Origin of the sequence: Urbifossiella limnaea (assembly GCF_007747215.1) — a bacterium.
Lineage (GTDB): Bacteria > Planctomycetota > Planctomycetia > Gemmatales > Gemmataceae > Urbifossiella > Urbifossiella limnaea.
The window spans coordinates 3,596,937-3,620,727 of record NZ_CP036273.1; the positions used below are offsets into that span (position 1 = coordinate 3,596,937).

The following is a 23,791-nucleotide window of genomic DNA, read 5'->3' on the forward strand; positions in this document are numbered from 1 at the left end:
TCAGCCGCCGGTGGGGTGTTCGATCCGCGCCAGGTGCCGCCGCACCGCGTCCGCGAAGCCGGCCGCGTTCTCCAGCATCGCCAGGTGCTTGGCCCCGGGGATGATCTCGGCCGTACACGCCGGCAGGTGCGCTTCGAGCCAGCGGCACGTCGCCAGGAACGGCGAGAACTCGTCGTACAGTGCGACCACGGGCTGCCGCACGCCCGCGATCGCGTCCGCGGTCAAGCCGGCGACGGCCATCACGTCGGCGCCGCAATTCGTTTCCGCGAGCATTGGAAGCTGCCGAACCCAGCCGCGGCCGAAGGTGCCGTAGATCGCTTCGAGTTCGCCCAGCTTCGCGGCGCCGAGCGCGGCCGACTGTCGGAACAGGTCTGCGAAATCGACCGTGTCGCCGAGCGTGACGCCGACGAGGGCGAACTTCTCCCGCACGTCGGCCCACAGCTGCATCTTGCCGAAGTTCGGCTCGACGTGCCGCAGCCCGGGGAAGAACGAGTCCGACAGCACGACGCCGCGAACGGCGGCGGGGTGCCGAACGGCCGCGTGCAGCCCGGTCACGCCGCCGAAGCTGTGGCCGAGGACCACGGCGGGGCCGAGGCCGAGCGCCGCGTGCAGCGCCGCCAGGTCGTCGGCCATGTCGGCGGAGGTGTAGCCGGCGGCCGGGCGGGCGCTCTGGCCGTGCCCGCGGAGGTCGTAGCTGGTGACGCGGTGGTCGGCGGCGAGGGCGTCGAACAGGCCGCTGAACAGCCACACCGCCTGGTTGCTGGTGACGGCGTGAACCAGCAGCACGTCCGGCCCGTCGCCGGCCTGCTGGTAGAAGAGCCGGGTGCCGTTCGCCTCGACCTCGGGCATGGGCGTCCGTTACAGGTTGGCTTGGAGGAACGTGACCAGCTCGCCGAGCGCGATGTCGTCCGCACCGCGGTCGCGGAGCCCCTTCAGGAACGTGCCGAACGGCAGCCGCTTCCCGTAGTGCGTCCCGAGTTGCTCGGCCAGCACGACAACGTCGATCGACGCCAGCCCGAGGTCGGCGAGGACGCGCGTGTCCGGGCCGACGGCGTCCGGGAAGTCGCGGTCCGGGAACGCCCGCCGGACCACCGCGGCGAGGTCGGCGAGGATGCGCTCCTGCGGGTTCATGCGGGCTCGGCCGTGGTGGTGGCGACGATCGAATCCTGGTGCCGGGCCACCCGGACGCGCACGCCGGCCTGAAGTTCAGGGTATCGGCCCGCGGCGGCCGGCGGCAGGGCAACCGCCGCCCCGGCGCCGTCGCCCCGGACCGCGAGCCCCGCAGAGTCGATACCGAGCGCGTCCGCAACGGCCCGGACCGCCGCGCGCTCGCGGGCCGCGCGCTCGTCGGCGGCCGTCGCTTTCTTCGGCAACGCTTCGAGCGCCAGCCCGCGGCGCGGGGCGAAGGCGGCGAACGCGGCCACCGTCCCGTTCGCCACCGCGACACGGACCGGCGGCAGCGGCGCGCCGCCCCCGCCGCGGTGCGAGACGGTGGTGCGGCCGTCGGTCACGTCCGTTTCGAGGTCGGCGGGGAAGATGCCGCCGCCGTGTCGGGCCCCCCACGCGGAGCGGGCGGCGTCCTTCGCCACGAGCCGCGGGAAGAACCAACCCGTCTTCTCCGCCTCGGGCACTGCCAGAAACGCGGCCTGCTCCCGCGGCGACATCGTGACGTGGACGCCGGAGGCGCGCAGCACCGGCTGTTGCAGGTCGGCCGGCGGGTCGAGTACGAAGCAACGACTGCCGTCGGCTTCCAGCGCCTCCACGCGGCTGCTCAGGTAGTACTGGTCCTTCGGGCCGAAGAAGTTGACGTTCCCGAACGGCAGGTAGAACCGCCAGTACCCGGCCCCGGCCATGCGGAACCACGGCCGGCCGTCCGCGCCGAACAGTTCGACGCCGTGGCGGACCTGGCGGGCGGTTTCCTCCTCGTTGTGGCCGCGCAGCAACAACAGGCTGCCGACCGGCGGCGGCGGGCCGAAGAAGTCGAGCCGCCGCACACCGATGGGTAGCAGGATGCGGCCCGTCCAGTCGGGTTGTTCCAGGTGCCACGCCCCGAGGATGTGCATGGCCGCGTCCACGAGCACCGGGTCGAGCGCCACGCGCGGGTCGGCGTCGGACGCGAACCACCGGTCTCGCGGCTGCACCTCCAGCGTCCCCTCAATGCCCTCGCGGCCGACACGGCCGAGGCTGCGGATCATCTGGAATAGCGGCCCGTGGAACATGTTTCGCCGCAAGTCCTCGACGGACGAACGGCACGGCTGCTCGTCGGTGAGCGTGAACGGCAGCGGCTCCGGCGGCTCGGGGTAGCCGTCGGCGAGAATCAGCGTCGCCTCGCAGGCCGGCTTCCCGGCGGCGTCGGCAAGGAAGGAATTGCCCAGGTCGCGCACGTCGGCCTTCACCCGCACCGTGCCGTCGTCCGCGCTCACGACAGCGGCGCGGACTTCGAGCGTCGTCGGCTCGGGGTCGAACGGCAGCCAGCGGAACAGCCGGACGTCCTGCAGTGTGACGACGACCTTGCCGGGGGCGAGGAGCAGGGCCGCCTGCGCCATGGCCTCCAGGCTGAACGTCATCGGCAGGACGGGGAGGCCGTTCTGCGCCGGGTCGACGCGGCTGACGCCGCGGCCGCCCAGGGTGTGATCGTCGACGTAGAGGTCTTCGCGCTGGTCCATGACCCGGCGGAACACGACCTCCCGGCCCGGCTCGAAGTGAACAACGTCGCCGATCAGACACAGCGGCTTCTCGGGCGCCGGCACCTCGAACACGCCCGCGGGGCAGCCGGCGAGGAACGACGCCATCACCTCGCGTTGCACGTCGAGGAACTGCTCCATCACCTCGAAATAAGTTGTCATCACGGCGTCCGCCGAAGACCGAGGCGGTGCCACGGGAGGGCGTTCGGCCCGCGTCGCGTGCAGGTGCGCCGCGTTGACCGTGACGTGGTGCGCCGCCAGCTGCGCGACGAGGTGGTTGATCTGCGTCGGCCCGCTCTTGCGCGGCAGGTTCGCCGGTATGGCCGCGAACCGCTCGCCACGCAGGGCGTCCTCCGCGAACGCGGACAGGTTGCCGCGCGGGCCGGCCTCCACGAACACCCGGACGCCGTCGGCGTGCATCCGGCGCACCAGCCGGGTGAACTCGACCGGGCTCACCCAGTGGTTCACGAACAGCTCGCGGATCGCGTCCGGCTCGTCGGGGAACAGCTCGCCGGTGCTGCACGAGTACACCGGCGTGTGCGGCGCGGTGAACGGGACCGGCGCGAACAGCTCGCGGAACGGCCCCATCCACGGCTCGAACAGCGGCGTGTGGTACGGCCGGCGGAACGGCAGCCGCTCGCAGATGACGCCGCGCCCGGTCAGCGCCTCCTCGACGCGCGCCACGGCCGCGGTCGGGCCGACGGCCACGCACTGGTGCGGGCAGTTGTCCATCGCCACCATCACGCCCGCGCCGGCGGCGACGCCGTCCACCGCGGCGCGGCCGGCGCCGACGGCCAACAGCGTGATGTCGGGGCCGCCGGCTTCGTCTTCCTGCCGCTGCATCATCGCCATCGTCTCGGCGAGCCGCGGCCCGAGCACCTCCGCGGCCCCCATCGCCCCGGCGGCGAGGAGCGCCGCGATCTCACCCGCGCTGTGCCCGGCGATGGCGGACACCGGGATTTGCAGGTTCCACAGCACCTTGATCAGCGCCAGGTCCGCCAGCAGCACGCCGAAGATGGACGGCCCGAGCTGCCGCAGCTCCGCCTCGGCCGCGGCCTTCTGCGCGTCGGTCGCGTCGGCCGGCTGGTGCAGCAACCGCCGCAGCGATGCCTCGGGCGTGCCGGCCTCGGCGGCGAGCCGGTCGCACCACGCGAACGTCTCCTCGACCTCGGGGAAGACCCCGCACAGGTCGGCGAGCATGTTCAGGTACTGTGCCCCCTCCCCGGGGAACAGCAGCGCCACCGACCCTTCGAGCCCGAGCGGCCGGGCGAAGAAGTACACGCCGTTCGTGTCGCGGACCTGCTCGCACTTCGGGTCGTCGATCCGACCGGCGGCGCGACGGAGCTTCGTCGCCAGGTCGGCCGGCGACGCGGCGACCACTGCCAGCACCGAGCCCACGGGCACGAACCCCACGGCCAACTCGGCGGCGAGCGCGGGGAGCGAGAACGCCGGGTCGGACTCGGCCGCGTCGGCGACGACCCGCGCCTGCTCGGCGAGCGCGGCGCGGTCGGCGGCGGTGAGGAGGACGACTTCCGTGTCCCAGCCGGGGCGCGTCCGAACAGCAGCCGGGCGCGGGGCGGCGACAGTGGTGGTCATGCGTTACTCGGCCCCCACCGTTGCCAGCTCGGCCGGGGCTGCCTGGCCGGGTCGGCCCGCGTGCTCGGTGCCGCCGGCGACCACGACTTCGGCCTCGCCCTTGCCGCCGTACACGACTTCGTCCACGGCGAAGCGGGCGCCCACCGCCGGGGCGATGAGCTTGAGCCCGCGGGCCACGAGGTGCTTCTCCAGGTCGGCGACCATGCCGACCTCGGCCCACGGCCCCCACGCCACCGACACCACCCGGCCGGGCCACTCGGCGTCGAGCTGGCACGCCAGCTTGCTGAGCACCTCGTTGGCCGCCGCGTAGTCCGACTGGCCGCGGTTGCCGTACCGGCTGGTGATGCTCGCGTACAGCGACAGGAACTTCGTCCGCGCCGGGTCGAGGGTGCGGGCCAGGGTGAAGGCGCTCTCCACCTTCGTGCCGAACACGCGGTCGAACGACTCGGGCGTCTTGTCCTTGAGCAGCTTGTCCTCGATCACGCCCGCCCCGTGGATCACGCCGGTCGGCTGAACCTCCGCGATCAGCGCCGCGAACGCGGCCGCGTCGCGGACGTCGACGCTGCGGTACTCCACCGCCGACCCCGCGGCGCGGATGGCGTCGAGGTTGCCGCGGATCTCGCGGTCCTTGACCAGTCGCTTGAACTCGGCCTCGACCGCGGCCGGCTTCGCACCCGGCGTCCGCTTCAGCAGCGCCGCCTTGATTTCGGCCGGCGTCGTCAGTTTCACGGTGTCGGCGGGCTCGTCGGCCGGGGCGGGCGAACTGCCGACCAGCACGAGCCGCGACCGGTAGCGGGCGGCGATCTCGAGCGCGATCTTGGCCGTGATGCCGCGGGCGCCGCCGGTGACGAGTACGGTGTCGGTCGGCCCCAGGTCCACGACGGGGGTGTCGGTGTCGAGCGGGCCGGGCTCCACCTGCCAGGTCACGCGGTCGTCGCCGTCGCGGCCGACTTCCAGCGGCCCGTCCGGGTCGCCGAGCTCGGCGAGCAGTTGTTCGACGAGCCGCGGCGCGGGCACCTCGGGGTCCACGTCCACGACGCGAACCGTCGCCTCGGGCCACTCGTACCCGAGGCACTTGGCGAACCCGGCGACGCCGCCGTGCGTCGGGGAGAACGCGGCCGGCAGTTCGCCGCCGTAGCCCATGCGGCCGCCCATGCCGGTGACCGCGAGCAGCACGGCGCTCCCGGCCTTGCCCGCGGCGCGGATGTCGGTTTCGAGCCCGCGGGCGAGCAGGTACAGCGACTTCACCTCACGACTGGCGCGGGCCGACGGCGCTTCACCTTCCGGCGCCTCGGCCAGCGGCAGGAGGTGAACCAGCCCCGCGATCGGGCCGCACTTTTCTCGCACCCGCGCCAGCACGCCCTCGACGGCGGCCGGGTCGGTCAGGTCGGCGGCCGAGGCGGACGCGGCCTCGCCGGGCTCTGCCATTCGGAGCAGAACGGTGTTCACGTCGAGCTCGGCGAGTCGGTCGGCGAGTTCGCGGGCGGTGCCGAGGCGGTCGTCGGTGATGACCAGCGTGCCGGCCGGCGGCGCGAACCGCGGCCGCGCCGGGAGCGGGGCGTCGACGAGCCGCACGACGAGCCGCTGCACGTCACTGGAGCGCGTGCCGGGTCGCGGTTCGGCGGGGGCGTCGTGCTTGCCGTTCGCCGACGGGGCCGGCACGGCCGACGGCGACGCGGCCGGCGCCGCGTCGGCGAGCGCACCGGCGACATAGTCCGCGATCCCGCGGATGGTCTTGATGACGGACAGCTTCTCCATCTCGAGATTCGGCGGGGAGTCGCCGGCCGCGGCCTCGATCCCTTCGGCCAACGCCCCCAGCACTTCGACGCGCTTGATCGAATCGACGCCCAGATCGGCTTCCAGGTCCAGGTCGATGCTCAGTGCCTCTTTCGGGTAGCCGGTACGGTCGCTGACCAGATCGAGCAACCGGGCGACGAGGGCATCGCGGTCGAGGGCCGGGGCGGCGGGTTTCGCGGGGGCAGGCTCGTACTTGCCGATCGCTTCGTGCTTGCCGTTCGTTTCGTACTTGCCGCTCGCTGCGGGCGCGGGAACGACCGCGACCGGCGGGGGGGCGATGGGCCGGGCCGGTGCGGGCGGCGCCAACCGTGCCGCGATCGGCGGCGGGAGCACGGGGGCCGGCGCGGCCGCGTGGCCGTTCGCACTCGGGGCAGGAAGGGGGGCGCCGCCGAAGTAGCCGAGCATGACGCTCCGCTGTGTGTCCAGGAACTTCGCCATCACGTCCTGGAAGCGAGCCATCACCTGAGCCGCGCCGTCGGGCAGCGGCCCGGTCGCGGCGGGGAGGAGCGTGGGGGGCGTCGGGGTGTGCATCGGCGCTCGCGGGGTCGGGGTGGCGTCTCGGGGTGTAGCGGGCGGTGGGGCGGGTTTAGCCGTGGGCGCGGCGGGCACAGACTTCGGGACTTCGAGGGTACGGGCGGGCGGCTCCGCACGCGGCGGTAGCGCCTGGCCCAGAAGCCGCGGCTCGGGCCCGTTCACCGGCCGGCTGCGGACGCCGTTCACGACCCACGCCGTCGCCGGTGGCTTCGGCTTGCCGGTGTCGGCGCTGAGCTTCGACGCGTCGAACGGCTTCACGCCGCGGCCCTGGAACAATCGGTCCAGCTGCACGGGCACGCCGGCCGCGAGCAGGTGTGCGAGGGCATGGCACAGCTGCACCAGGCCGGGCCGCCCCTTCTGGTCGGTCGCGACGGCGACGTGCGGCTTGCCCGCTAGCACTTGACCCGCGAGCCCGGTGAGCACCGCGCCCGGACCGACCTCCACGAACACGCGGGCGCCGGCGGCGTACATCGCCTCCACCTCGTCGGCGAATTTCACCGGCGAGACGAGGTGCTCGGCCAGCAACTTCGACGGGTCGGTGCCGTGCGGGGCGGCCGTGGTGTTCGAGTACACCGGCTTCCGCGGGGCGCTCCACTCGGCGGCGGCGAGGGCCGTCGCCAGCGGCTGCTTCGCGGCGGCGATCAGCGGCGAGTGGAAGCCGCAGGCCACGGGGATGCGCTGGTGCCGGACCTTCGCGGCGTCCAGCTTCGCGGCCGCGGCGGCGAGCCCGGCGTCGGTGCCGGCGAGAACCGTTTGGTGAGGCGAGTTGTGGTTGGCGACCCACACGCCCTCCACGCCCGTGAGGAGCGGGTCGAGCACGGCGGGAGTGGCGTCGGCGGCGAGCATCCCGCCGGCGGCGCTCCCCGCGGCGTCGCGGATGACGCGGCCGCGCTCGTAGGACAGTGCCAGGAAGTCGTCGTCGGTCAGCGCCCCGGCCGCGGCGAGGGCCGCGTACTCGCCGTAGCTGTGACCCGCGAGCACGTCCGCCTCGACGCCGAGGGCGGACAGCAGCCGCGCCATGCCCAGCGACGCCGCACCGATGGCCGGCTGGGCGACCTCGGTCCGCTGCAGTTCCGTGCGGTTGTGAGCTTCCTGCTCCGGGCCGAACGGCGACGGCGGGAACACGAACCGGCCGAGCGGCTTCTCCAGCCTCCCGCCCAGCACGCGGTCCGCGGTGTCGAGTACCTGCCGCACTTCCGAGAAGGCCATCGCCGGCTGCGCGAGCATGTCGGGGTACTGGGACCCTTGACCCGGGAACAGGAACGCCACCGAAGCCGCTTGCGGCTTCGCGTTGAAGGTCACGCCGCGCGGGTCGCTCGCGGCGTCCTCCTTCTTCGCCAGCAGATCCAGCGCGACGCCGAGCCGCTCCTTCAGCTCCGCGAGCGAGGCGGCGACCACGGCGAGCGTCGGCTGCCCGACGCCGGCGCGGCTCGCCTGCCACACCGAAGCCGCGAGGTCGGCGAGTGCCGGTTCCGCGCCAGCGGCGAGGGCGTCACGGCAGTGCGTCACGGCCGTTATGAGGCCGGCGCGGTCGGGGCGGCGCCACACGAACAGCTCGGCCGGCCAGGCCCGCAGGCCGCTTTCGGGGCGGTCGAGGTAGTCGCCGGTGTACTCCTCCAGCACGGTGTGGAAGTTCGTGCCGCCGAAGCCGAACGCGCTCACCCCGGCCGTCCGCGGGTGGGCGGCGCCGTGGACCCAAGGCCGGGCCTCGGTGTTGAGGTACAGCGGGCCGCCGTCCAGGTTTGCCTTCGGGTTCGGCTTCTCGACCAGCGTCGGCGGCAGCACCTTGTAGTGGAGCGCGTAGGCCGTCTTGATCAACCCCGCGAGCCCGGCGGCACACTTGCTGTGGCCGATCATCGACTTCACCGAGCCGATCGCGCACGACTGCGCGTCTGCCCCCGCGTCGCGCAGCAGTTGGCCGATCGCCCGCGCCTCCGTCTGGTCGCCGACGACGGTGCCGGTGCCGTGCGCCTCGACGAGGCCGACGTTCGCCGGGTTCACCCGGGCCTGGGCGTAGGCGCGGTGCAGGGCCCGCAGCTGGCCCTCGGCCCGCGGCGCCGTCAGCCCCTTGTCGCGGCCGTCGCTGCTCGCGCCCACGCCCTTGATGACGGAATAGATGCGGTCGCCGTCGCGCTCGGCGTCGGCGAGCCGCTTCAGGACCGCGACGCCGACGCCCTCCGCGAGCGCGATCCCGTCGGCGTCGGCGTCGAACGGGCGGCAGCGGCCCTTCGGGCTGAGGGCATGCGTCTTCGAGAACGCGACGTACGCGTACGGCGTCTGCACCGCGTCGCCGCCCATCACGATGGCCACGTCGCTGGTGCCGTCCTGCAGCTCGCGGACGCCGGCGTAGAGCGCGGCCAGCGACGAGCCGCACGCCGCGTCGATGGCCATGTTCGGCCCGCCGAGGTTGAACCGGTTCGCCACCCGGCCGGCGGCGACGTTCAGCAGGATGCCCGGGAACGAGTCTTCGGTCCACTCGGGGAGCATTCCCTCCCCCAGCGCGATGATCGTGTCAGACGTGACGGGCATGCCCGGGATCGACTCCATCAGCGGCATGCACGCCCGGAACCCGTAGGACACCGACAGCGGCATCCCGCCCCCGCCGACGCCCAGGATGGCGCACGTCCGCTCACGGGCGAACGGCCGGTCGAGGTAGCCGGCGTCGCCGAGCGCCTGGTTCACCGCTTCGAGGAGCAGCAACTGGAGCGGTTCGATGCTCGGGATCGACCTCGGCGTGATGCCGTACTTCAGCGGGTCGAACAGCACGTCCGACATGAACCCGCCCCACTTCGACACCATCTTGTCGCGGGCGCGCGGGTCGGGGTCGTAGTACGGCCGCCAGTCCCAGTGCGTCGGCGGGATCTCGATCACCGCGTTCGTCTTGCCGAGGATGTTCCGCCAGTACGACTCGGCCCCGACCGCCTTCGGGTAGAAGCAACTCATCCCGACGACGGCGACGTCGCACGGCGGCGGGGCGGGCGGCTCCTCAACGGACGAATGACGAATGACGAATGACGATGCCGGCGGAGTGCACACGTCCGCGTGCAACTCGGCGACGGTGGTGACGCCGTCGCGGAGGGCGGCGACCTGGCCGATCATGTACATGCCGCGCGCGAACTGGTCGTCGCCCGAAACCGCCGCGAGTCCGGTGCCGGCGGCGCGGTCGACGCCCTTACTGGCGACGCGCAGCCGGCCGAGGTTCATCCGCTCCAGCGCCAGGCCCACGTCCAGCGGCGACTTCCCCTCGGCCCGCAGCCGGCGCTTCTCGGCCTCGAACGTCTCGGCGTACGGCGTTGGGATGCAGCGGATGGCGTGGCCCGGCCCCGTCTCCAGGAGCACCGTGTCGGCGCAGGCCAGCGCCTCGCGCTGGAAGCGATCCGTGATCGCGCCGCCGGCCACCGCCTCCGTCGTGAACAGGTACGCGGTGCCGAGCAGCACGCCGACTTTCACGCCGCGCTCGTTCAAGCCCGCGCTCAGCGCCGCGACCATTCCCGTCGACGTCGCGTCGTGGATCCCGCCGGCGAAGACGACGTGCAGCCCGTCGGCCGGTTTGCCGCCGGAGAGGTGGTGGGTCAGGACCTCGGCCATCGCCTCCCAGAGGGCGAAGCTGGCGCGCGGGCCGACGTGCCCGCCGCACTCGCGGCCCTCGAAGATGAAGCGGCGGGCACCGTCCTTGAGGAACTGGCGGAGCAGGCCCGGCGACGGCACGTGCAGGTACGTCGGGATGCCCTGCGATTCCAGCTCCTTCGCCTGATCCGGGCGGCCGCCGGCGATAACCGCGAACGGCGGCTTCGTGACGCGGATCGCGTCGAGCTGCTCGGTGCGGATCTCGGCCGGTACGAAGCCGAGGACGCCCACGCCCCACGGCTTGCTGCCGAGCCGGGCCTTGGTTTCCTTCAGCAGCGCTTCCGTCTCGGCCTTGCGGAGCAGGGCCAGCGCCAGGAACGGCAGCGCGCCGCCGGTGGCAACGGCGGCGGCGAACGCGGCTGTGTCGCTCACCCGGGTCATCGGCCCTTGGAGGATCGGGAACCGCGTCCCGTGCGAGGCGGCGAGCGGCCCCCCGGCGACCAGGTGCGGCGCCTTGCGGCTCAACTCGAACAGCCGGCCCGCCGACTCGCGGACGTGCTGGACGACGCCCGCGACGGTGACGCCCTTCGCCGCCAGCCCCGCGGCGAGAGCCACGTCCTGCCCGACCAGCCACGCGCCTTCCGCAACGCGGTCGCGCACCGCGGCCCGCCACGCGGCGGGGTCCGTCACCCGCTCCTCGTCGCGGATCAGCTCCTGCGCGGCGGCGTTGTCGGCCCGGCCGTACAGGCGCACCGCGTACCCGTGTCGCGCCCCGAGCACAACCGTTTCCCCGCCGTCGAGGCCGGCGACGCGCTTGCGGGCGGCGTCGCCCAGCGGCGACTCGCGCGTCAACAGCAGCTGCGAGTCGAGGACGACCCCGCGGGCCCCGGCCGCGAGGCACGCCGCCGCGGTGTGCGCGCCGACGCCACCCTGCACCCAGAACGGCAGCGACACGCCGGTCTTCGCCGCGTACTGCTTCCACACCTGCACCAGGATGAACGCCGTGTCCGCCCCGACGCGGCCGCCCGCCTCGTGCCCCTTCAGCACGACGCCGTCCACGCCCCAGGCCACCGCGGCGGCGATCTCCGTCCGGCTCACCACCTCGGCCAGCACTTCGACGCCGGCTTCGCGAAGCCGGCGGGTCGTGTCCGTATGATCGCCGTCGGCGAGGATCACCCACGCGGGTCGGCCGGCTGAAAGGACGAGCGGGAGAAGTTCCGCCGCGGTCGCGCCGAGTTTCACGCCGAACGGCCCGCGGCCGAGCCGGGCCAGGCGCTCGACCGCGGGCGCCACAAAGTCCGGGCTCGCGAATTCCAGGTCGAGCGTGCCGCGGGCGCCGGCGCGGGCTGCGGCGATCGCCAGCGACGGGTCGGGAGAGGCGGCAGGCGTCAGAACTAAAACGTCGCTCGAATCCATCACGCGTCTCGTGCGGCGGGCCGTGCTGCGGGCCGTAAGACCAATGCGTTATTATCCGCAAACTGCCGCGAGTTGGCAATTTGGGTAGTGTGGAAAACTACGGCATGCCCCGCGGTCCGGGTAATAGGGAGCGGTCAGACCGACCCGCGTTCCCGGCCGGTTTCGGGAGGGTCGGGTGGGTTGCATCTCCTGTGCCGGGTAGGAGGGCTCAACCGGCTGGGGCGATTCTGCCGATCCTGTCAAAAGGCGCGGGACGGGGAGTTCACGACCACGCCGGGGGGCGGGAGATGCGTAGATATTATCTCATTCTTGCGGGCGTGCTTCTCGCCACCGGTTGCGAGCGGTTCGTGGTCCGGACCGATAACCGCGTCGCCTTCGCTGGCCCCGTGGACACCAGGGTGACCACCGAACTGCCACCCGTCAGCCCGAACGCCGGGCCGGTCCGACCGGTGGTCGTCACGCCGGGTTCGTCCGTGTCGCGGGTAGCCCTCGTGGACGTGGACGGGCTCATCCTCAACACGCCGTTCGCCGGCTTCTCGTCGCTCGGGGAGAACCCGGTCGCCCTGTTCCGCGAGCGGCTCGACGCCGCCGAGGCGGACCCCTGCGTCAAGGCCGTGGTCGTCCGCATCAACAGCCACGGCGGCGGCGTGGCGGCGTGCATCGCCATGCGGCGCGACCTGGAGCGGTTCAAGAGCCGCTGCGGCAAGCCGGTCGTGGCGGCGCTGCTGGACACGGCCTGTGGCGGGGCGTACTACCTGGCTTCCGCCGCCGACCAGGTGGTGGCCACCGAGGGCACCGTGACCGGTGGCGTGGGCGTGGTGTTGAACCTGTTCAACCTGCAAGACCTGATGGCTCAGTTCAACGTCATCCCGCAGTCGATCAAGGCCGGCGACAAGGCCGACATCGGCAGCTCGGCCCGCCCCATCCAGCCGGAGGAGAAGCAACTCCTGCAGGCGATGGCCGACGAGTTCCACGGCCGGTTGGTGGCCGACGTCCGCAAGTCGCGCCCCGCCGCACGGGCGGACGTATTCGACGGCCGCATCCTTACCGGCACGCAGGCGAAGGCGCAGGGGCTCGTCGACCAGATCGGCGACCTCGACCACGCGGTCGCGGTCGCGGCCGGGCTCGGCTGCGGCGACGGCTTCCGCCCACAGGTCGTCATGTACCGGCGGGCCAACGACCCGGCGCACTCCGTCTACGCGGTCACAGCCAACGTGCCGCTCCAGGGGGCGGGGCTGCTCCCCAACATTCCCGGGCTCGACCGCTCCAAGTTGCCGACGTTCCTGAGCCTCTGGCAGCCAGAGCTCACGATGGAGAAGTTGGGCGGAAAGTAAGGCCGGCGTGGTGCCGAGCCTGGGGTCGCCCGGGCTCGGGCTTCCCACGCCTTGCTAAAATCGGGGTCAACCACCCGTGACCCCGCACCCATGTTCATCCACCAGCACCACCTCCGCCACCTGCTTCGCCCCGAGCACTACACGGCGGCGGAGCAGTACCGGGCCGAACTGCGGCACCTGTTCCTGCCGGCCTGGCACCCGGTCGCCGTCGTCGATCAGCTGGCGAAGCCGGGCGACTTCGTCTCGCTCGACCTGCTCGAAACGCCGATCCTGATTCGCAACTTCGATGGCCAGTTGCGGGCGTTCCTGAACGTCTGCCCGCACCGCCACAGCCGGCTGACCGACGAGCCGTGCGGGAACACCGAACGCCTCCGGTGCCGGTACCACGGGTGGGAGTTCCGCGAGGACGGCCGCACGGGGAAGATCCCGGACGCGCCCGCGTTCCGCCCCTGGGACCGGGAAAACTCCTGCCTCCGCCCCTTCGCCGTGGGCACCTGCGGCGACCTCGTCTTCGTCCGGCTGAGTGACACCGGCGTGTCACTCGACGACTGGCTCGCCCCGGTGCGCGGGCACTGGGAGAGTTACGGCGGCGCCTACCGCCACGCGGCGACCTGGGAAAAGGAGTTCCCCTGCAACTGGAAGGTGGTGCTGGAGAACTCGCTGGAGTCGTACCACATCCCCGAGGTGCACCCGAAGACGTTCAAGGAGTACCCGCCGGCCGAGAACGCGTGGCACGAACTGGCGGAGCGGTTCAGCTCGTTCAAGACGGTGCCCCCGCTCGACTTCGCCAGCCGGGCCATGAACTGGATGGTCCGGCGGCTCGGGGTGCCGGTGACGAACGAGTACTGGCACCGCGTGCTCCACCCGCACGCCACCGGCAGCTCGCTCGACATCTTCCGCATGATGCAGTGCGTCTTCCCCACGGGGCCGACGACGTGCCGCTACCGATGCATCCTGTTCACCCTGCGCGGCACCCGCCGCGGCCCGGTGGCGTGGGTGCTGGGCCGCTTCCTGAAGTGGATTGCGACTCGAATCGCGGTGCAGGTGTTCGACGAGGACGGGACGATCTACCGCGGCGTGCAGCGCGGCCTGGAGGCGAGCCCGTTCCCGGGCGTGATCGGCACCCGCGAGGAACGCGTCCACGCCTTCCAGCGGTACGTACTGGACCACACGCGCGGGCCGAGCGAACTGCCGCTGGCGGAAAAACTCTCCGGGTGAGCCGTTACTTTCGCCTGTCCGGGTAATGTTCCTGCATGGCCTGCTTCATTTCCCTCACGGCTCGCTCCAGCCCGACGAACACCGCGCGCGACACAATCGCGTGCCCGATGTTCAGCTCCTCGACGCCCGGGATGCGGACGACCGGCTTCACGTTGGTGTAGTTCAGCCCGTGCCCCAGGTGGACGTGCAGCCCGAGCCCGACGGCGTGGGCCGCCGCCGTGCGGAGCTTGGCGAGTTCGGCCGCGACGGCGTCCGCGCCGACCGCCTCGGAGTAACTCGCCGTCTGGAACTCGACGGCGTCCGCTCCCAGGTCCATCGCCTGATCGACCTGCGCCGGGTCTGGGTCGATGAACAGCGACACGTGGATTCCGGCGGCCTTCAGCTTCTCGACCGCCGGCCGCGTCTGGGCCTCGGTGCCGATCACGTCGAGACCGCCCTCCGTGGTCAGCTCCTGCCGCTTCTCGGGAACGAGCGTGGCCTCGTCCGGCTTCACCTTGAGGGCGATGGCGACGATCTCGTCGTAGGCGGCCAGTTCCAGGTTCAGCCGCGTGGCGACGGTCTCGCGGAGGAGGTACACGTCGCGGTCCTGGATGTGGCGACGGTCCTCGCGGAGGTGGACGGTGATGCCGTCGGCCCCGCCCAACTCGGCGAGGACGGCGGCCGCCACGGGGTCGGGCTCCTTCGCCCGCCGGGCCTGGCGGAGGGTGGCGACGTGGTCGATGTTGACGCCGAGGAGGATCACGGCGGGACCATGGGGCAGAGGCAGGGGACTGGAGTCAGAGATAGAGACAACGGGCGACACGAGGAGTTCGCCGCCGGCCTCTTTTTCTGCTTCCTGTCCCCTGTCCCCTGGATCAGCGGGCGTAGCGGGCCAGGTAATCGAGCACGTCGCGGTAGCGGGCCAGTTCGCGGACCAGGAGCCGGTACAGGAACACGCCCAGCACCACGCAGCCGACCCGTTCCAGCAGCGGGCTGACGATCGGGAACGAGAACCACACGGCGAAGAAGAAGTAGTTCAGCGCGAACAGGGCGAGCACCGCCGGCAGCGTGAACTGGAACACCCGGCTGACGCGGTACCGGCTGTCGAAGTACATCTGGAACGCCAGCCGCGCCTCGTCCAAGAGCTGCGCCAGGAACCACTTGCGGGCCGACGGGTCGGGGCCCGTCGGCGGGTGGAGCACGGCGCCGTCCGGCGGGGGCGGGGGGTCGGCGTTCAGGAGCGCCAGCGCCGTGGAGCGGCGCGACCGGGTCGGGGCCGGCAGGTCGTCGTCGTGCAGCGGTTCGGCCATGCCTCGGCCTCCGACGGGGGTGGGGCTAGGTTACCGGCCGGCCGCTTGCCGCTCAAGCCGACCCGGCCCGACTTCCGATTGACTGTCGGGCGGGTGCCACGGTATTGCCCCCGCACACGCCATACCAGAAGCCAGGCAAGGACGCCGGATGCCACCTCGAACGACCGTCGTCGGCGGGTGCGGGCACGTCGGCCTGCCGCTGGGCATCGCGTTCGCCGAGGCCGGGGCCGCGGTCACGCTCCTGGACACGCACGCCGGCCGGGTCGGTGAGGTGAACGCCGGGCGGATGCCGTTCCTCGAATGGGGCGCCGACGCCGCCCTCGCCCGCGCCCTCGACGCCGGCAGACTGACGGCGACGACCGACGCGGACTGCGTCAGCGCGGCCGAGGTCGTGGTCGTGACCATCGGCACGCCGGTGGACGAGTTTCTGGACCCGAAGGTCCGCACGTTCGACCGCGCGATGGACGACCTGCGCCACCGCCTGCGGCCGGGGCAGTTGCTCGTCCTGCGCAGCACCGTCTACCCCGGCATGACGGAGCGCCTGATCGCCCGCTTCCGCGACAGCGGGCCGGCCGTCGACGTCGCGTTCTGCCCCGAGCGTATCGCACAGGGGTACGCGCTGAAGGAGCTGTACGAGCTGCCGCAGATCGTCAGCGGCGGGTCGCCCGCCGCCGTCCGCCGCGCCAAGGACCTGTTCCGGCTGCTCACGCCCGACCTCGTCGAGCTGCCCCCGCGGGAGGCGGAGCTGGCGAAGCTGTTCGCCAACACGTACCGGTACGTCAACTTCGCCGTCTCGAACCAGCTGTACCTCATCGCCCAGCGGCACGGGGCCGACTTCGCCCGCATCCACGCCGCGGTCACGCACAAGTACCCGCGGCTGGGCGGCTTCCCGAAGGCCGGTTTCGCCGGCGGGCCGTGCCTGCTCAAGGACACGATGCAGCTGGCCGGGTTCAACCACAACTCGTTCCCGCTCGGCCAGGCGGCCATGATGGTGAACGAGGGGCTGCCCGCGGCGCTCGTGGACTTCGTGAAGCAGACGCGCGACCTGAGCCGCGACACGGCGGCGATCCTCGGCATGGCGTTCAAGGGGAACTGCGACGACCCGCGCGACTCGCTGTCGTACAAGCTCCGCAAGGTGCTGACGCTCGAGTGCCGCGAGGTGCTCTGCACCGACCCGTACGTCGCCGACCCGTCGTTCGTCACCGCCGACGAGGTGGTGCGGCGCGCGGACGTGGTGTTCGTCGGCGCCTGCCACGCCGAGTACAAGCACCTGCGGTTCCGCCAGCCGGTGATCGACGTGTTCGACTTCCTGCCCGCCCGCCCCGACGCCGCCCGCCAGGCCGCGTGACCGGAGGTTCGCCTTGAAGGTTCTCGTCACCGGCGCCGCGGGGTTCATCGGCACCTACGTGGTGAAGGAGCTGCTCGCCCACGGCCACGACGTGGTCGGCGTGGACAACTACTCGAAGTACGGCCCCACCCGGCAGGACTGCGACGACCACCCGCGCTACAAGCTCGTCGTCGGCGACGCCAAGGACGCCGACCTGCTCAAGGCGCTACTCGCCGACTGCGACGGGTTCGTGGCCGGGGCCGCGATGATCGGCGGCATCACGTACTTCCACGCCTACGCCTACGACCTGATCGCCGAGAACGAGCGGCTGACCGCCGCCGCGTTCGACGCCGCCATCCACGCCTACCGCACGGGCTCGCTCCGCAAGATCACCGTCATCTCGTCGTCGATGGTGTTCGAGAACGCGACGACGTTCCCGAGCAAGGAGGGCGACCAGCGCACGTGCCCGCCGCCGGCCAGCACCTACGGGTTCCAGAAGCTGGCCGTCGAGTACTTCGCGCAGGGCGCCTACGAGCAGTACGGGCTACCGTTCACCATCGCCCGGCCGTTCAACTGCGTGGGCGTCGGCGAGAAGCGCGCCCGCGGCGAGGAAGAAGTCTTCAGCGGCAACGTGAAGCTGGCGATGAGCCACGTCGTGCCGGACCTGGTGCAGAAGGTGCTGAAGGGGCAGGACCCGCTGCACGTCCTCGGCGGCGGCAACCAGGTGCGGCACTACACCTACGGCGGCGACCTGGCCCGCGGCATCCGGTTGTGCGTCGAGCACCCGAACGCGCTGAACGAGGACTTCAACCTGTCCACGCCGCAGAGCACGACCGTGCTGGAACTCGCCGAGCTGATCTGGACGAAGATTCACGGCGGCGCCAAGCCGTTCCGCTACACGAGCGACAAGCCCTACGCGTACGACGTGCAGTGCCGCATCCCGTGCACGGCGAAGGCCCGCGACCAGCTCGGGTTCGTGGCCGACACGCCGCTCGAAGCCATCCTCGACGAGGTGATCCCGTGGATCGCCCAGCAGGTGGAACTGGGGGTGATCTGATGCCCCCGCCCACCGCCGTCGACCCGCTGAGCCTGGTCGTGCCGGTGTACAACGAGGCGGCCAACTTCCCGAACCTGCTGCGGGAGGTGGAGGCGCACGTCCCGCAGCCGTTCACGCTCACCGTCGTCTACGACTTCGACGCCGACACCACCGTGCCCGTGGCGCGGGAGTTCGCGCAGACCCGGCCGTGGCTGCGGCTCGTGAAGAACCGCCACAAGGGCGTCGTCGGCGCGCTCCGCACCGGCTTCGAGGTGGTGGCCCGCGGCCCGGTTCTCGTCGTCATGGCCGACCTGTCCGACGACCTGCGCGACGTGCCGCGGATGCTGGACCTGTACCGCGGCGGCGCGAGCGTGGTGTGCCCGAGCCGCTACTGCCCCGGCGGGAAGCAACTCGGCGGCCCGTGGCTGAAGCGGACGATGAGCCGCGCCGCGGGGCTGAGCCTCCACCTGCTGGTGAACTTCCCGACGCGCGACGCCACCAACAATTTCCGCCTGTACGACGCGGCCCTCGTCAACGACCTGGGCGTCGAGAGCGTCGGCGGGTTCGAGCTGGCGCTGGAACTGACCGCGAAGGCGTTCCGCCGCGGCGCGCGGATCGCCGAGCTGCCGACGACGTGGCGCGACCGGGTGGCCGGCGAGTCGCGGTTCAACCTGAAGAAGTGGCTGCCGAAGTACGGCTACTGGTACGGCTACGCGCTGCTGGCCGGGGCCGAGCGGGCGCTGGGGTTGCTGCCGGGAGTCGGCGTGGGGCCGGTCTCCAGCCGGCCGTAGTTCGGCAGGCGTTCGGCCGGACGGAGCCCGGCCCCTCGCCAGCGGCGGAGGTCACCTTGCTCGCCACCCGGTTGCGGTCGCTCGCCCCGCGCCTCGTCTTCTCGCCGCCCCCACGCCCGGTCGCGGCCTGGTTCGTCCCGCTCGCCGCCGTCGGCTGCCTCGTCGCACTCGTCGCGTTCGTGGCGACGTACAGCTCCCGGACGCCGTTCCACGACGAGTACGCGTACTTCCATTACCTGTTCGGTTGCGCCACAGCGGCCGACTACTGGGCCCAGCACAACGAGCACCGCATCCCGCTGCCGCGAGTGCTGTACGTCGCCGCGGTGACGCTCGCCGGCACCGACTTCCGCGCCCCTCTGGCCCTCAACGTCGTGCTACTCGCCGCCGCGACGGCCGCCGTGATGACGGCGCTGCGCGCGCGCCGCGGGCGGTTCGCGGTCAGCGACGTCGCCGTGCCGCTACTCCTCCTCGGCACGCAACACTTCGACAACCTGCTGTGGGGCTTTCAGGTCCAGTTCGTCCTCTCGACGGCCCTCGTGCTGGCGGCGCTGACGCTGGTCGCGTGGCCGGGGTCGATCGTCTCACCGGGGCGGTTCATCGCCCTCGCCGCGGTCGCCGCCGCGCTGCCGCTGTGCGGGGCGAACGGGGCGCCGCCTGGGGTCGCGCTGGCCGGTCTGCTCGTCGTCGTCGGCGCCCGGAACATCGGCTCTGCTCGCGCGGCGGCGGGCATCGCTATCGTCGGCGGGATCGCCGCGGCGGGAGTCGTGGTCGCCACGTTCGTCGGGCTGAATCGGGTTCCGCGGCCGGCCGGGAGCGTCGGGGCGTTCCTCTCCGGGCTGGTGAACCTGCCGGGGTTCGGGTTCGGCGCCGCGGCGTACCTGCCGCACGGCGAGGCGTACGAGGGCGTCACCGCCGCCGGCGTGCTGACGACGGTGTTTCTCCTCGCCACCGCCGTGATGCTGTTCCGCGTCGTGCGGGCGGCGCCGGCGGAGCGCGACCGGGCGCTGGCCCTGCTCGCGCTCCTGGCGGGGATCGCCGGGCTGGCGGTCGGCATCAGTTACGGCCGCAGCGGCCACCCGCGCGGCGTGTTCGCCGCGCGCTACGTCACCCTCTTTACCCCCGGCCTCGTCGCCGCCTATTTCGCCTGGGTGTGGTACGGCCGCATGAGGTTCATCCCCGCCGCCGTTGCCGTAGTTGCCGCAGCCCTCGCGATTCCGAACGCCCGGTTCGCAGCCGGCGTCGCCGAGTTCCACTCCGCCCGGCTGAAGCGCGTCGAGCACGAGGCGAAGATCGGGCTCCCCGTCGGCATCGTCGCCGACCGCAACCCGTGGCTCTTTCCCGGCGAGCCGGACGGGCGGCGCGTCTGGCTCGACACGCTCCGCACGCACCGGGTGCCACCGTTCGACGGCCTCACGCCCGACGCCGCGCTGACGGTCGAGGCGGTGCCCGTCCGGGTGGCGCGCGTCGACGGGGTGACCGGCGACGCCGCCGGCTACCGCGTGACCGGCCAGCGCGGCGGCGTGGTGTTCCAACTCCCCACCCGACGGCACGTCTACGCGGTGCGGCTGACCTACGTCGCCGAGCGGCCGGGCGGGACGTTCGCGCGGAGCGTCGTGAGCTGGGACCGGGACGGCCGCATCCCCCCGGCCCCCGGCTACGGGATCGTGGACGCGCTCGACCTTCACCCCGGCTCGGCCCCGTCGATCGTGCTCATCGACCGCGAGACGGACGTCCTCCGGCTCGACCTGTTCGAGCCCGGCACGACCTTCCGCGTGGACGCGATCGAACTGCTGTCCCGCCCACGGTGAACGTTCGGATTGACACCGCGGCGGCCCGGAAGGTACTCCACACGGGTCCGTACCCGAGGCCGTTCCATGCGCCAACTCCTCCGCTCCACGCCGGTCGGCCGTCTGTTGCGTCGCGTGCGTTGGGCGCTGGCCGCCTCGGCCGAGCCGGTCGGCGTCGGCCGGCTGTCGCTCCGGCTCGCCCGCGGGGTGGCCGAAACCGGCGTGCCCGGCGAGTGGGTGGTCCGGCTGGAGAACCACTCGCGCCGGTCGTGGCCGCGTTCCGGACCGGGCGCGGTCGCACTGCGGCACCAGTGGGTGGGGCTGACCGAGAAGCCGGCCGGCCCGGCGGTGACGACCGCGCTGCCGGCGACCCTCTTGCCCGGTGACTGGGCCGACGTCCCGGTCGCCGTCACGCCCCCCGCCGCGCCGGGCGACTACACACTCACCTGGGACGTGACTGCAGGCGGGAGCCCCGTCGCCGACGGGCCGACCGAATCGGCCGCCGTCCACGTCGCCTTCGCGCGCGCCACCGACATCGACTACCACCACGTCTTTCGCACCGCCGACCTGGAAACGAACTCGTGGTGGGTGGTGGGCGCCTACCACTCGCGCGAGGAGTACGCCCGGTCCAGCGCGGCGCGGCGCGGCATGCTGGTCGAGCAGGGGCTGACGCCCGACTCCCGGGTGCTGGACGTCGGCTGCGGCACCGGCCAGATGGCGATGGCGCTGGAGGGCTACCTGTCCGACCGCGGGGCGTACTACGGCACGGACATCGGCCGGGAGGCGGTCGAGTTCTGCCGCCGCACCTACCGCCGGCCGAACTTCCACTTCGACGTCGGCGGCATGACCACGGTGCCGTTCCCGACCGCCGCCGGCCCGTTCGACCTGGCGATCTTCTTCAGCGTCTTCACCCACACGTTCGTGGACGAGTCGGCCCTCCTGCTGGCCGAGTGCGCCCGCCTGCTGGGGCCGCGGGGGGCGGTGATCGCGGACGTGATCGTGTCGCCGCTGGTCGCCCGCGGCGCCGGCCACCGCGGCGAGATGCGCGTCAACCGCGACCACTTCCTGCGCGTGGCCGAGGCCGTCGGGTTCCGGCCGAAGCTCATCGCCGTGTTCCCGTGGGCGGCGGACGCCGAGCGGCTGATGCTCCGCCTCGACCGCTGCTGACACGAGCCGGTCGAATCCGTTGAATAGGGGCATGCGGATTCTGCTGACCAACGACGACGGCATCTACGCCCCCGGCCTGCGGGCGTTGCGGAACGAGTTGAAGCACCTCGGCGACGTGACCGTCGTCGCCCCCGCCACCGAGCAGAGCGCCGCCGGGCACTCGGTCACGCTCCTCAACCCGCTCCTCGTCAGTGAGGTGTTCGAGGACGACGGCACCACCTTCATCGGCTGGGCGGTCGAGGGCCGCCCCGCCGACTGCGTCAAGCTCGCGCTGCTGGAGCTGCTGCCGGACCCGCCGGACGTGATCATTTCGGGCATGAACGCCGGCTCGAACGCCGGCATCAACGTGCTCTACTCCGGCACCGTGGCCGCGGCCGTGGAGGGGGCGTTCTTCCGCCGCACGGCCATCGCCGTGTCGCTGGAGTACGACAAGAAGATTGAAGACTTCGCCGGCGGCGCCCGCCTCGCCCGCCGCGTCATCGAGCAGATTCTGGCGCGGAACCCCGCCGCCGGCAGCTTGTTCAACGTGAACCTGCCGGTGCTGGAGCGCGGCCCGGTGCGCGGCATCAAGGTGCTGCCGCAGAACGTCTCGCCGTACCAGGAGAAGTTCGACCGCCGGGTGAACCCGCGCGGCCGCACCTACTTCTGGGCCGACCCCGAGTTCCGCTGCGCCGACCCGCACCCCGACACCGACGTGACGGCCCTGGCCGAGGGGTACGTCACGGTGACGCCGCTGAAGTTCGACCTGACCGACCACGCCCGCCTCGCCGAGCTGCAAGGGTGGGGGTTGGAACTGACGTGATTGGTTCCGCCGCTTGCGGCTTAGCGGCGTCGACGCCGCTAAGCCGCATGCGGCGGACCGAGGGAGCCCTTCCCATGTCCCGCGCCCTCCTCGCTCTCCTCCTCGCCGCTTCCCCCGTCGCGGCGGCCCCGAACCTCGTCTTCATCTGCTCCGACGACCAGCGCGCCGACACGATCGCCGCCCTCGGCAACCGCCACATCCGCACGCCCGCCCTCGACCGCATGGCGCGCGACGGCGTCGCCTTCACGAACGCCTACTGCATGGGCTCGACGCAGCCCGCCGTGTGCGTGCCGAGCCGGGCCATGTTCCTGACCGGCCGCTCGCTGTTCCGCGTGAACGACCAGCTCCGCGACCTGCCGACGTGGCCCGAGACGTTCCGCCGCGCGGGCTACCACACCTTCGGCGTCGGCAAGTGGCACAACGGGACAGCGAGCTACGCCCGCAGCTTCGACGCCGGCGGCCCCGTGTTCTTCGGCGGCATGAGCGACCAGAACAAGGTGCCGGCACACCCGTTCGACCCGAGCGGCGCCTATCCAAAGACGAACCTCCGCACCGACGGCGGCTACTCGACCACGCAGTTCGGCGACGCGGCGGTCCGCTTCCTGACCGACTACCGCGGCAACAAGCCGTTCTTCCTGTACCTGACGCTGACGAGCCCGCACGACCCGCGGACGCCGCCTGCCGGCTGGGAGGCACGCTACGACCCGGCGACGCTGCCGCTGCCGCGGAACTTCCTGGGACGCCACCCGTTCGACAACGGCGAGCTGAAGATCCGCGACGAGGCGCTGCTCGGGTGGCCGCGCAGCGAGCCCGACGTGCGCCGCGAGCTGGCCGCGTACTACGCCATGATCGAGTCCGTCGACGCGCAAGTGGGGCGCGTTTACGAGGCGCTGGAGCGCCGCGGCTGCCTGCGGAACACAATCGTGATCTTCGCCAGCGACCACGGGCTGGCCCTCGGCTCGCACGGCCTGTTGGGGAAGCAGAACCTCTACGAGCACAGCACGAAGGCGCCGCTGCTGATGACCGGCCCCGGCATCCCCGCCGGCAGTCGGTCGGCGGCGTTCGTGTACCTGTTCGATCTGTTCCCGACCGCGTGCGAGTGGTTCGGCGTTGCGCCACCCGCCGGCGTGGACGGGCGCAGCCTCACGGGTGTGATTGCCGGTCGACAGGTGGGCGTGCGAGAAGTAGTGTTCGGCGCGTACCGCGACGTACAGCGCAGCGTGCGCACGGAACGCTGGAAGTTGATCCGCTACCCGAAGATCGGCCGCACGCAGCTCTTCGACCTGCACGCTGACCCAGACGAGCTACGTGACCTGAGCACCGACCCGGCCCACGCCGCGGCGCTCCGGGAGATGACGGACCGGCTGAGTGCTGAGCAACGTGCCTGGGCCGACCCGTTGCTCAAGTGACTGCGGCGGAACCCGATTCGAATGAGGGTTTTACGCC

15 protein-coding genes are annotated in these 23,791 nt (G+C 72.2%); 9 read left to right on the forward strand and 6 right to left on the reverse strand.

Annotated elements, in window-relative coordinates:
- From ETAA1_RS14785 to ETAA1_RS14800, 4 genes are read right to left on the reverse strand one after another with little or no spacing between them, the layout of a single operon-like run.
- Positions 1 to 849 carry an alpha/beta fold hydrolase gene (locus tag ETAA1_RS14785; RefSeq protein WP_145239662.1) on the reverse strand — a complete coding sequence of 283 codons (849 nt, stop codon included), beginning with the start codon at positions 847 to 849 and terminating at the stop codon, positions 1 to 3.
- Positions 850 to 858: 9 nt separating this feature from the next.
- Positions 859 to 1,131, reverse strand: a complete 273-nt coding sequence (locus ETAA1_RS14790; protein WP_145239665.1) for an acyl carrier protein — start codon at positions 1,129 to 1,131, stop codon at positions 859 to 861.
- A complete protein-coding gene (locus ETAA1_RS14795; RefSeq protein ID WP_145239668.1) occupies positions 1,128 to 4,280 on the reverse strand; it encodes an acyltransferase domain-containing protein in 3,153 nt (1,050 codons plus the stop codon). Before ETAA1_RS14795 ends, ETAA1_RS14790 begins: the two co-directional genes overlap by 4 nt.
- Before the next feature lie 3 nt (positions 4,281 to 4,283).
- Entirely contained in the window at positions 4,284 to 11,594 is a 7,311-nt protein-coding gene (locus tag ETAA1_RS14800) for a type I polyketide synthase (RefSeq protein ID WP_145239671.1), read from the reverse strand.
- A gap of 398 nt (positions 11,595 to 11,992) precedes the next feature.
- Between ETAA1_RS14800 and ETAA1_RS14805 the strand changes: the two genes are divergently transcribed.
- Together ETAA1_RS14805 and ETAA1_RS14810 are read left to right on the forward strand one after the other, a co-directional pair.
- Positions 11,993 to 12,928 (forward strand): S49 family peptidase, encoded by a 936-nt coding sequence (locus ETAA1_RS14805; RefSeq protein ID WP_238389445.1) that lies wholly within the window; start codon positions 11,993 to 11,995, stop codon positions 12,926 to 12,928.
- Between the two features lie 90 nt (positions 12,929 to 13,018).
- Entirely contained in the window at positions 13,019 to 14,146 is a 1,128-nt protein-coding gene (locus tag ETAA1_RS14810; RefSeq protein WP_145239677.1) for an aromatic ring-hydroxylating oxygenase subunit alpha, read from the forward strand.
- 4 nt (positions 14,147 to 14,150) lie between these two features.
- On the opposite strand, the gene ETAA1_RS14815 is transcribed toward ETAA1_RS14810, so the two are convergent.
- Positions 14,151 to 14,888 carry a pyridoxine 5'-phosphate synthase gene (locus tag ETAA1_RS14815; protein WP_145239679.1) on the reverse strand — a complete coding sequence of 246 codons (738 nt, stop codon included), beginning with the start codon at positions 14,886 to 14,888 and terminating at the stop codon, positions 14,151 to 14,153.
- Positions 14,889 to 15,000: 112 nt separating this feature from the next.
- Complete coding sequence (locus tag ETAA1_RS14820; protein ID WP_145239682.1) at positions 15,001 to 15,435, reverse strand: hypothetical protein; 435 nt, start codon at positions 15,433 to 15,435, stop codon at positions 15,001 to 15,003.
- Between the two features lie 148 nt (positions 15,436 to 15,583).
- On the opposite strand from ETAA1_RS14820, the gene ETAA1_RS14825 reads away from it, so the two are divergent.
- The 7 genes from ETAA1_RS14825 (at position 15,584) to ETAA1_RS14855 (ending at position 23,754) form a co-directional block, all read left to right on the forward strand.
- Positions 15,584 to 16,783 carry a nucleotide sugar dehydrogenase gene (locus ETAA1_RS14825; protein WP_145239685.1) on the forward strand — a complete coding sequence of 400 codons (1,200 nt, stop codon included), beginning with the start codon at positions 15,584 to 15,586 and terminating at the stop codon, positions 16,781 to 16,783.
- A 13-nt stretch (positions 16,784 to 16,796) separates the two neighbouring features.
- The gene (locus ETAA1_RS14830) at positions 16,797 to 17,819 is read left to right on the forward strand and encodes an NAD-dependent epimerase/dehydratase family protein (protein WP_145239688.1); all 1,023 of its coding nucleotides are present in this window, start codon (positions 16,797 to 16,799) and stop codon (positions 17,817 to 17,819) included.
- Positions 17,819 to 18,589, forward strand: a complete 771-nt coding sequence (locus ETAA1_RS14835) for a glycosyltransferase (protein ID WP_145239693.1) — start codon at positions 17,819 to 17,821, stop codon at positions 18,587 to 18,589. The genes ETAA1_RS14830 and ETAA1_RS14835 overlap by 1 nt, the downstream gene beginning before the upstream one ends.
- A gap of 56 nt (positions 18,590 to 18,645) precedes the next feature.
- Positions 18,646 to 20,397 carry a hypothetical protein gene (locus tag ETAA1_RS14840; RefSeq protein WP_145239696.1) on the forward strand — a complete coding sequence of 584 codons (1,752 nt, stop codon included), beginning with the start codon at positions 18,646 to 18,648 and terminating at the stop codon, positions 20,395 to 20,397.
- A 66-nt stretch (positions 20,398 to 20,463) separates the two neighbouring features.
- Positions 20,464 to 21,543, forward strand: a complete 1,080-nt coding sequence (locus ETAA1_RS14845) for a class I SAM-dependent methyltransferase (RefSeq protein WP_145239698.1) — start codon at positions 20,464 to 20,466, stop codon at positions 21,541 to 21,543.
- A 31-nt stretch (positions 21,544 to 21,574) separates the two neighbouring features.
- Positions 21,575 to 22,345, forward strand: a complete 771-nt coding sequence (gene surE / locus ETAA1_RS14850; RefSeq protein WP_145239701.1) for a 5'/3'-nucleotidase SurE — start codon at positions 21,575 to 21,577, stop codon at positions 22,343 to 22,345.
- 74 nt (positions 22,346 to 22,419) lie between these two features.
- Positions 22,420 to 23,754, forward strand: coding sequence for a sulfatase-like hydrolase/transferase (locus ETAA1_RS14855; RefSeq protein ID WP_202920905.1), 1,335 nt, complete (start codon positions 22,420 to 22,422; stop codon positions 23,752 to 23,754).
- Positions 23,755 to 23,791: the final 37 nt, after the last annotated feature.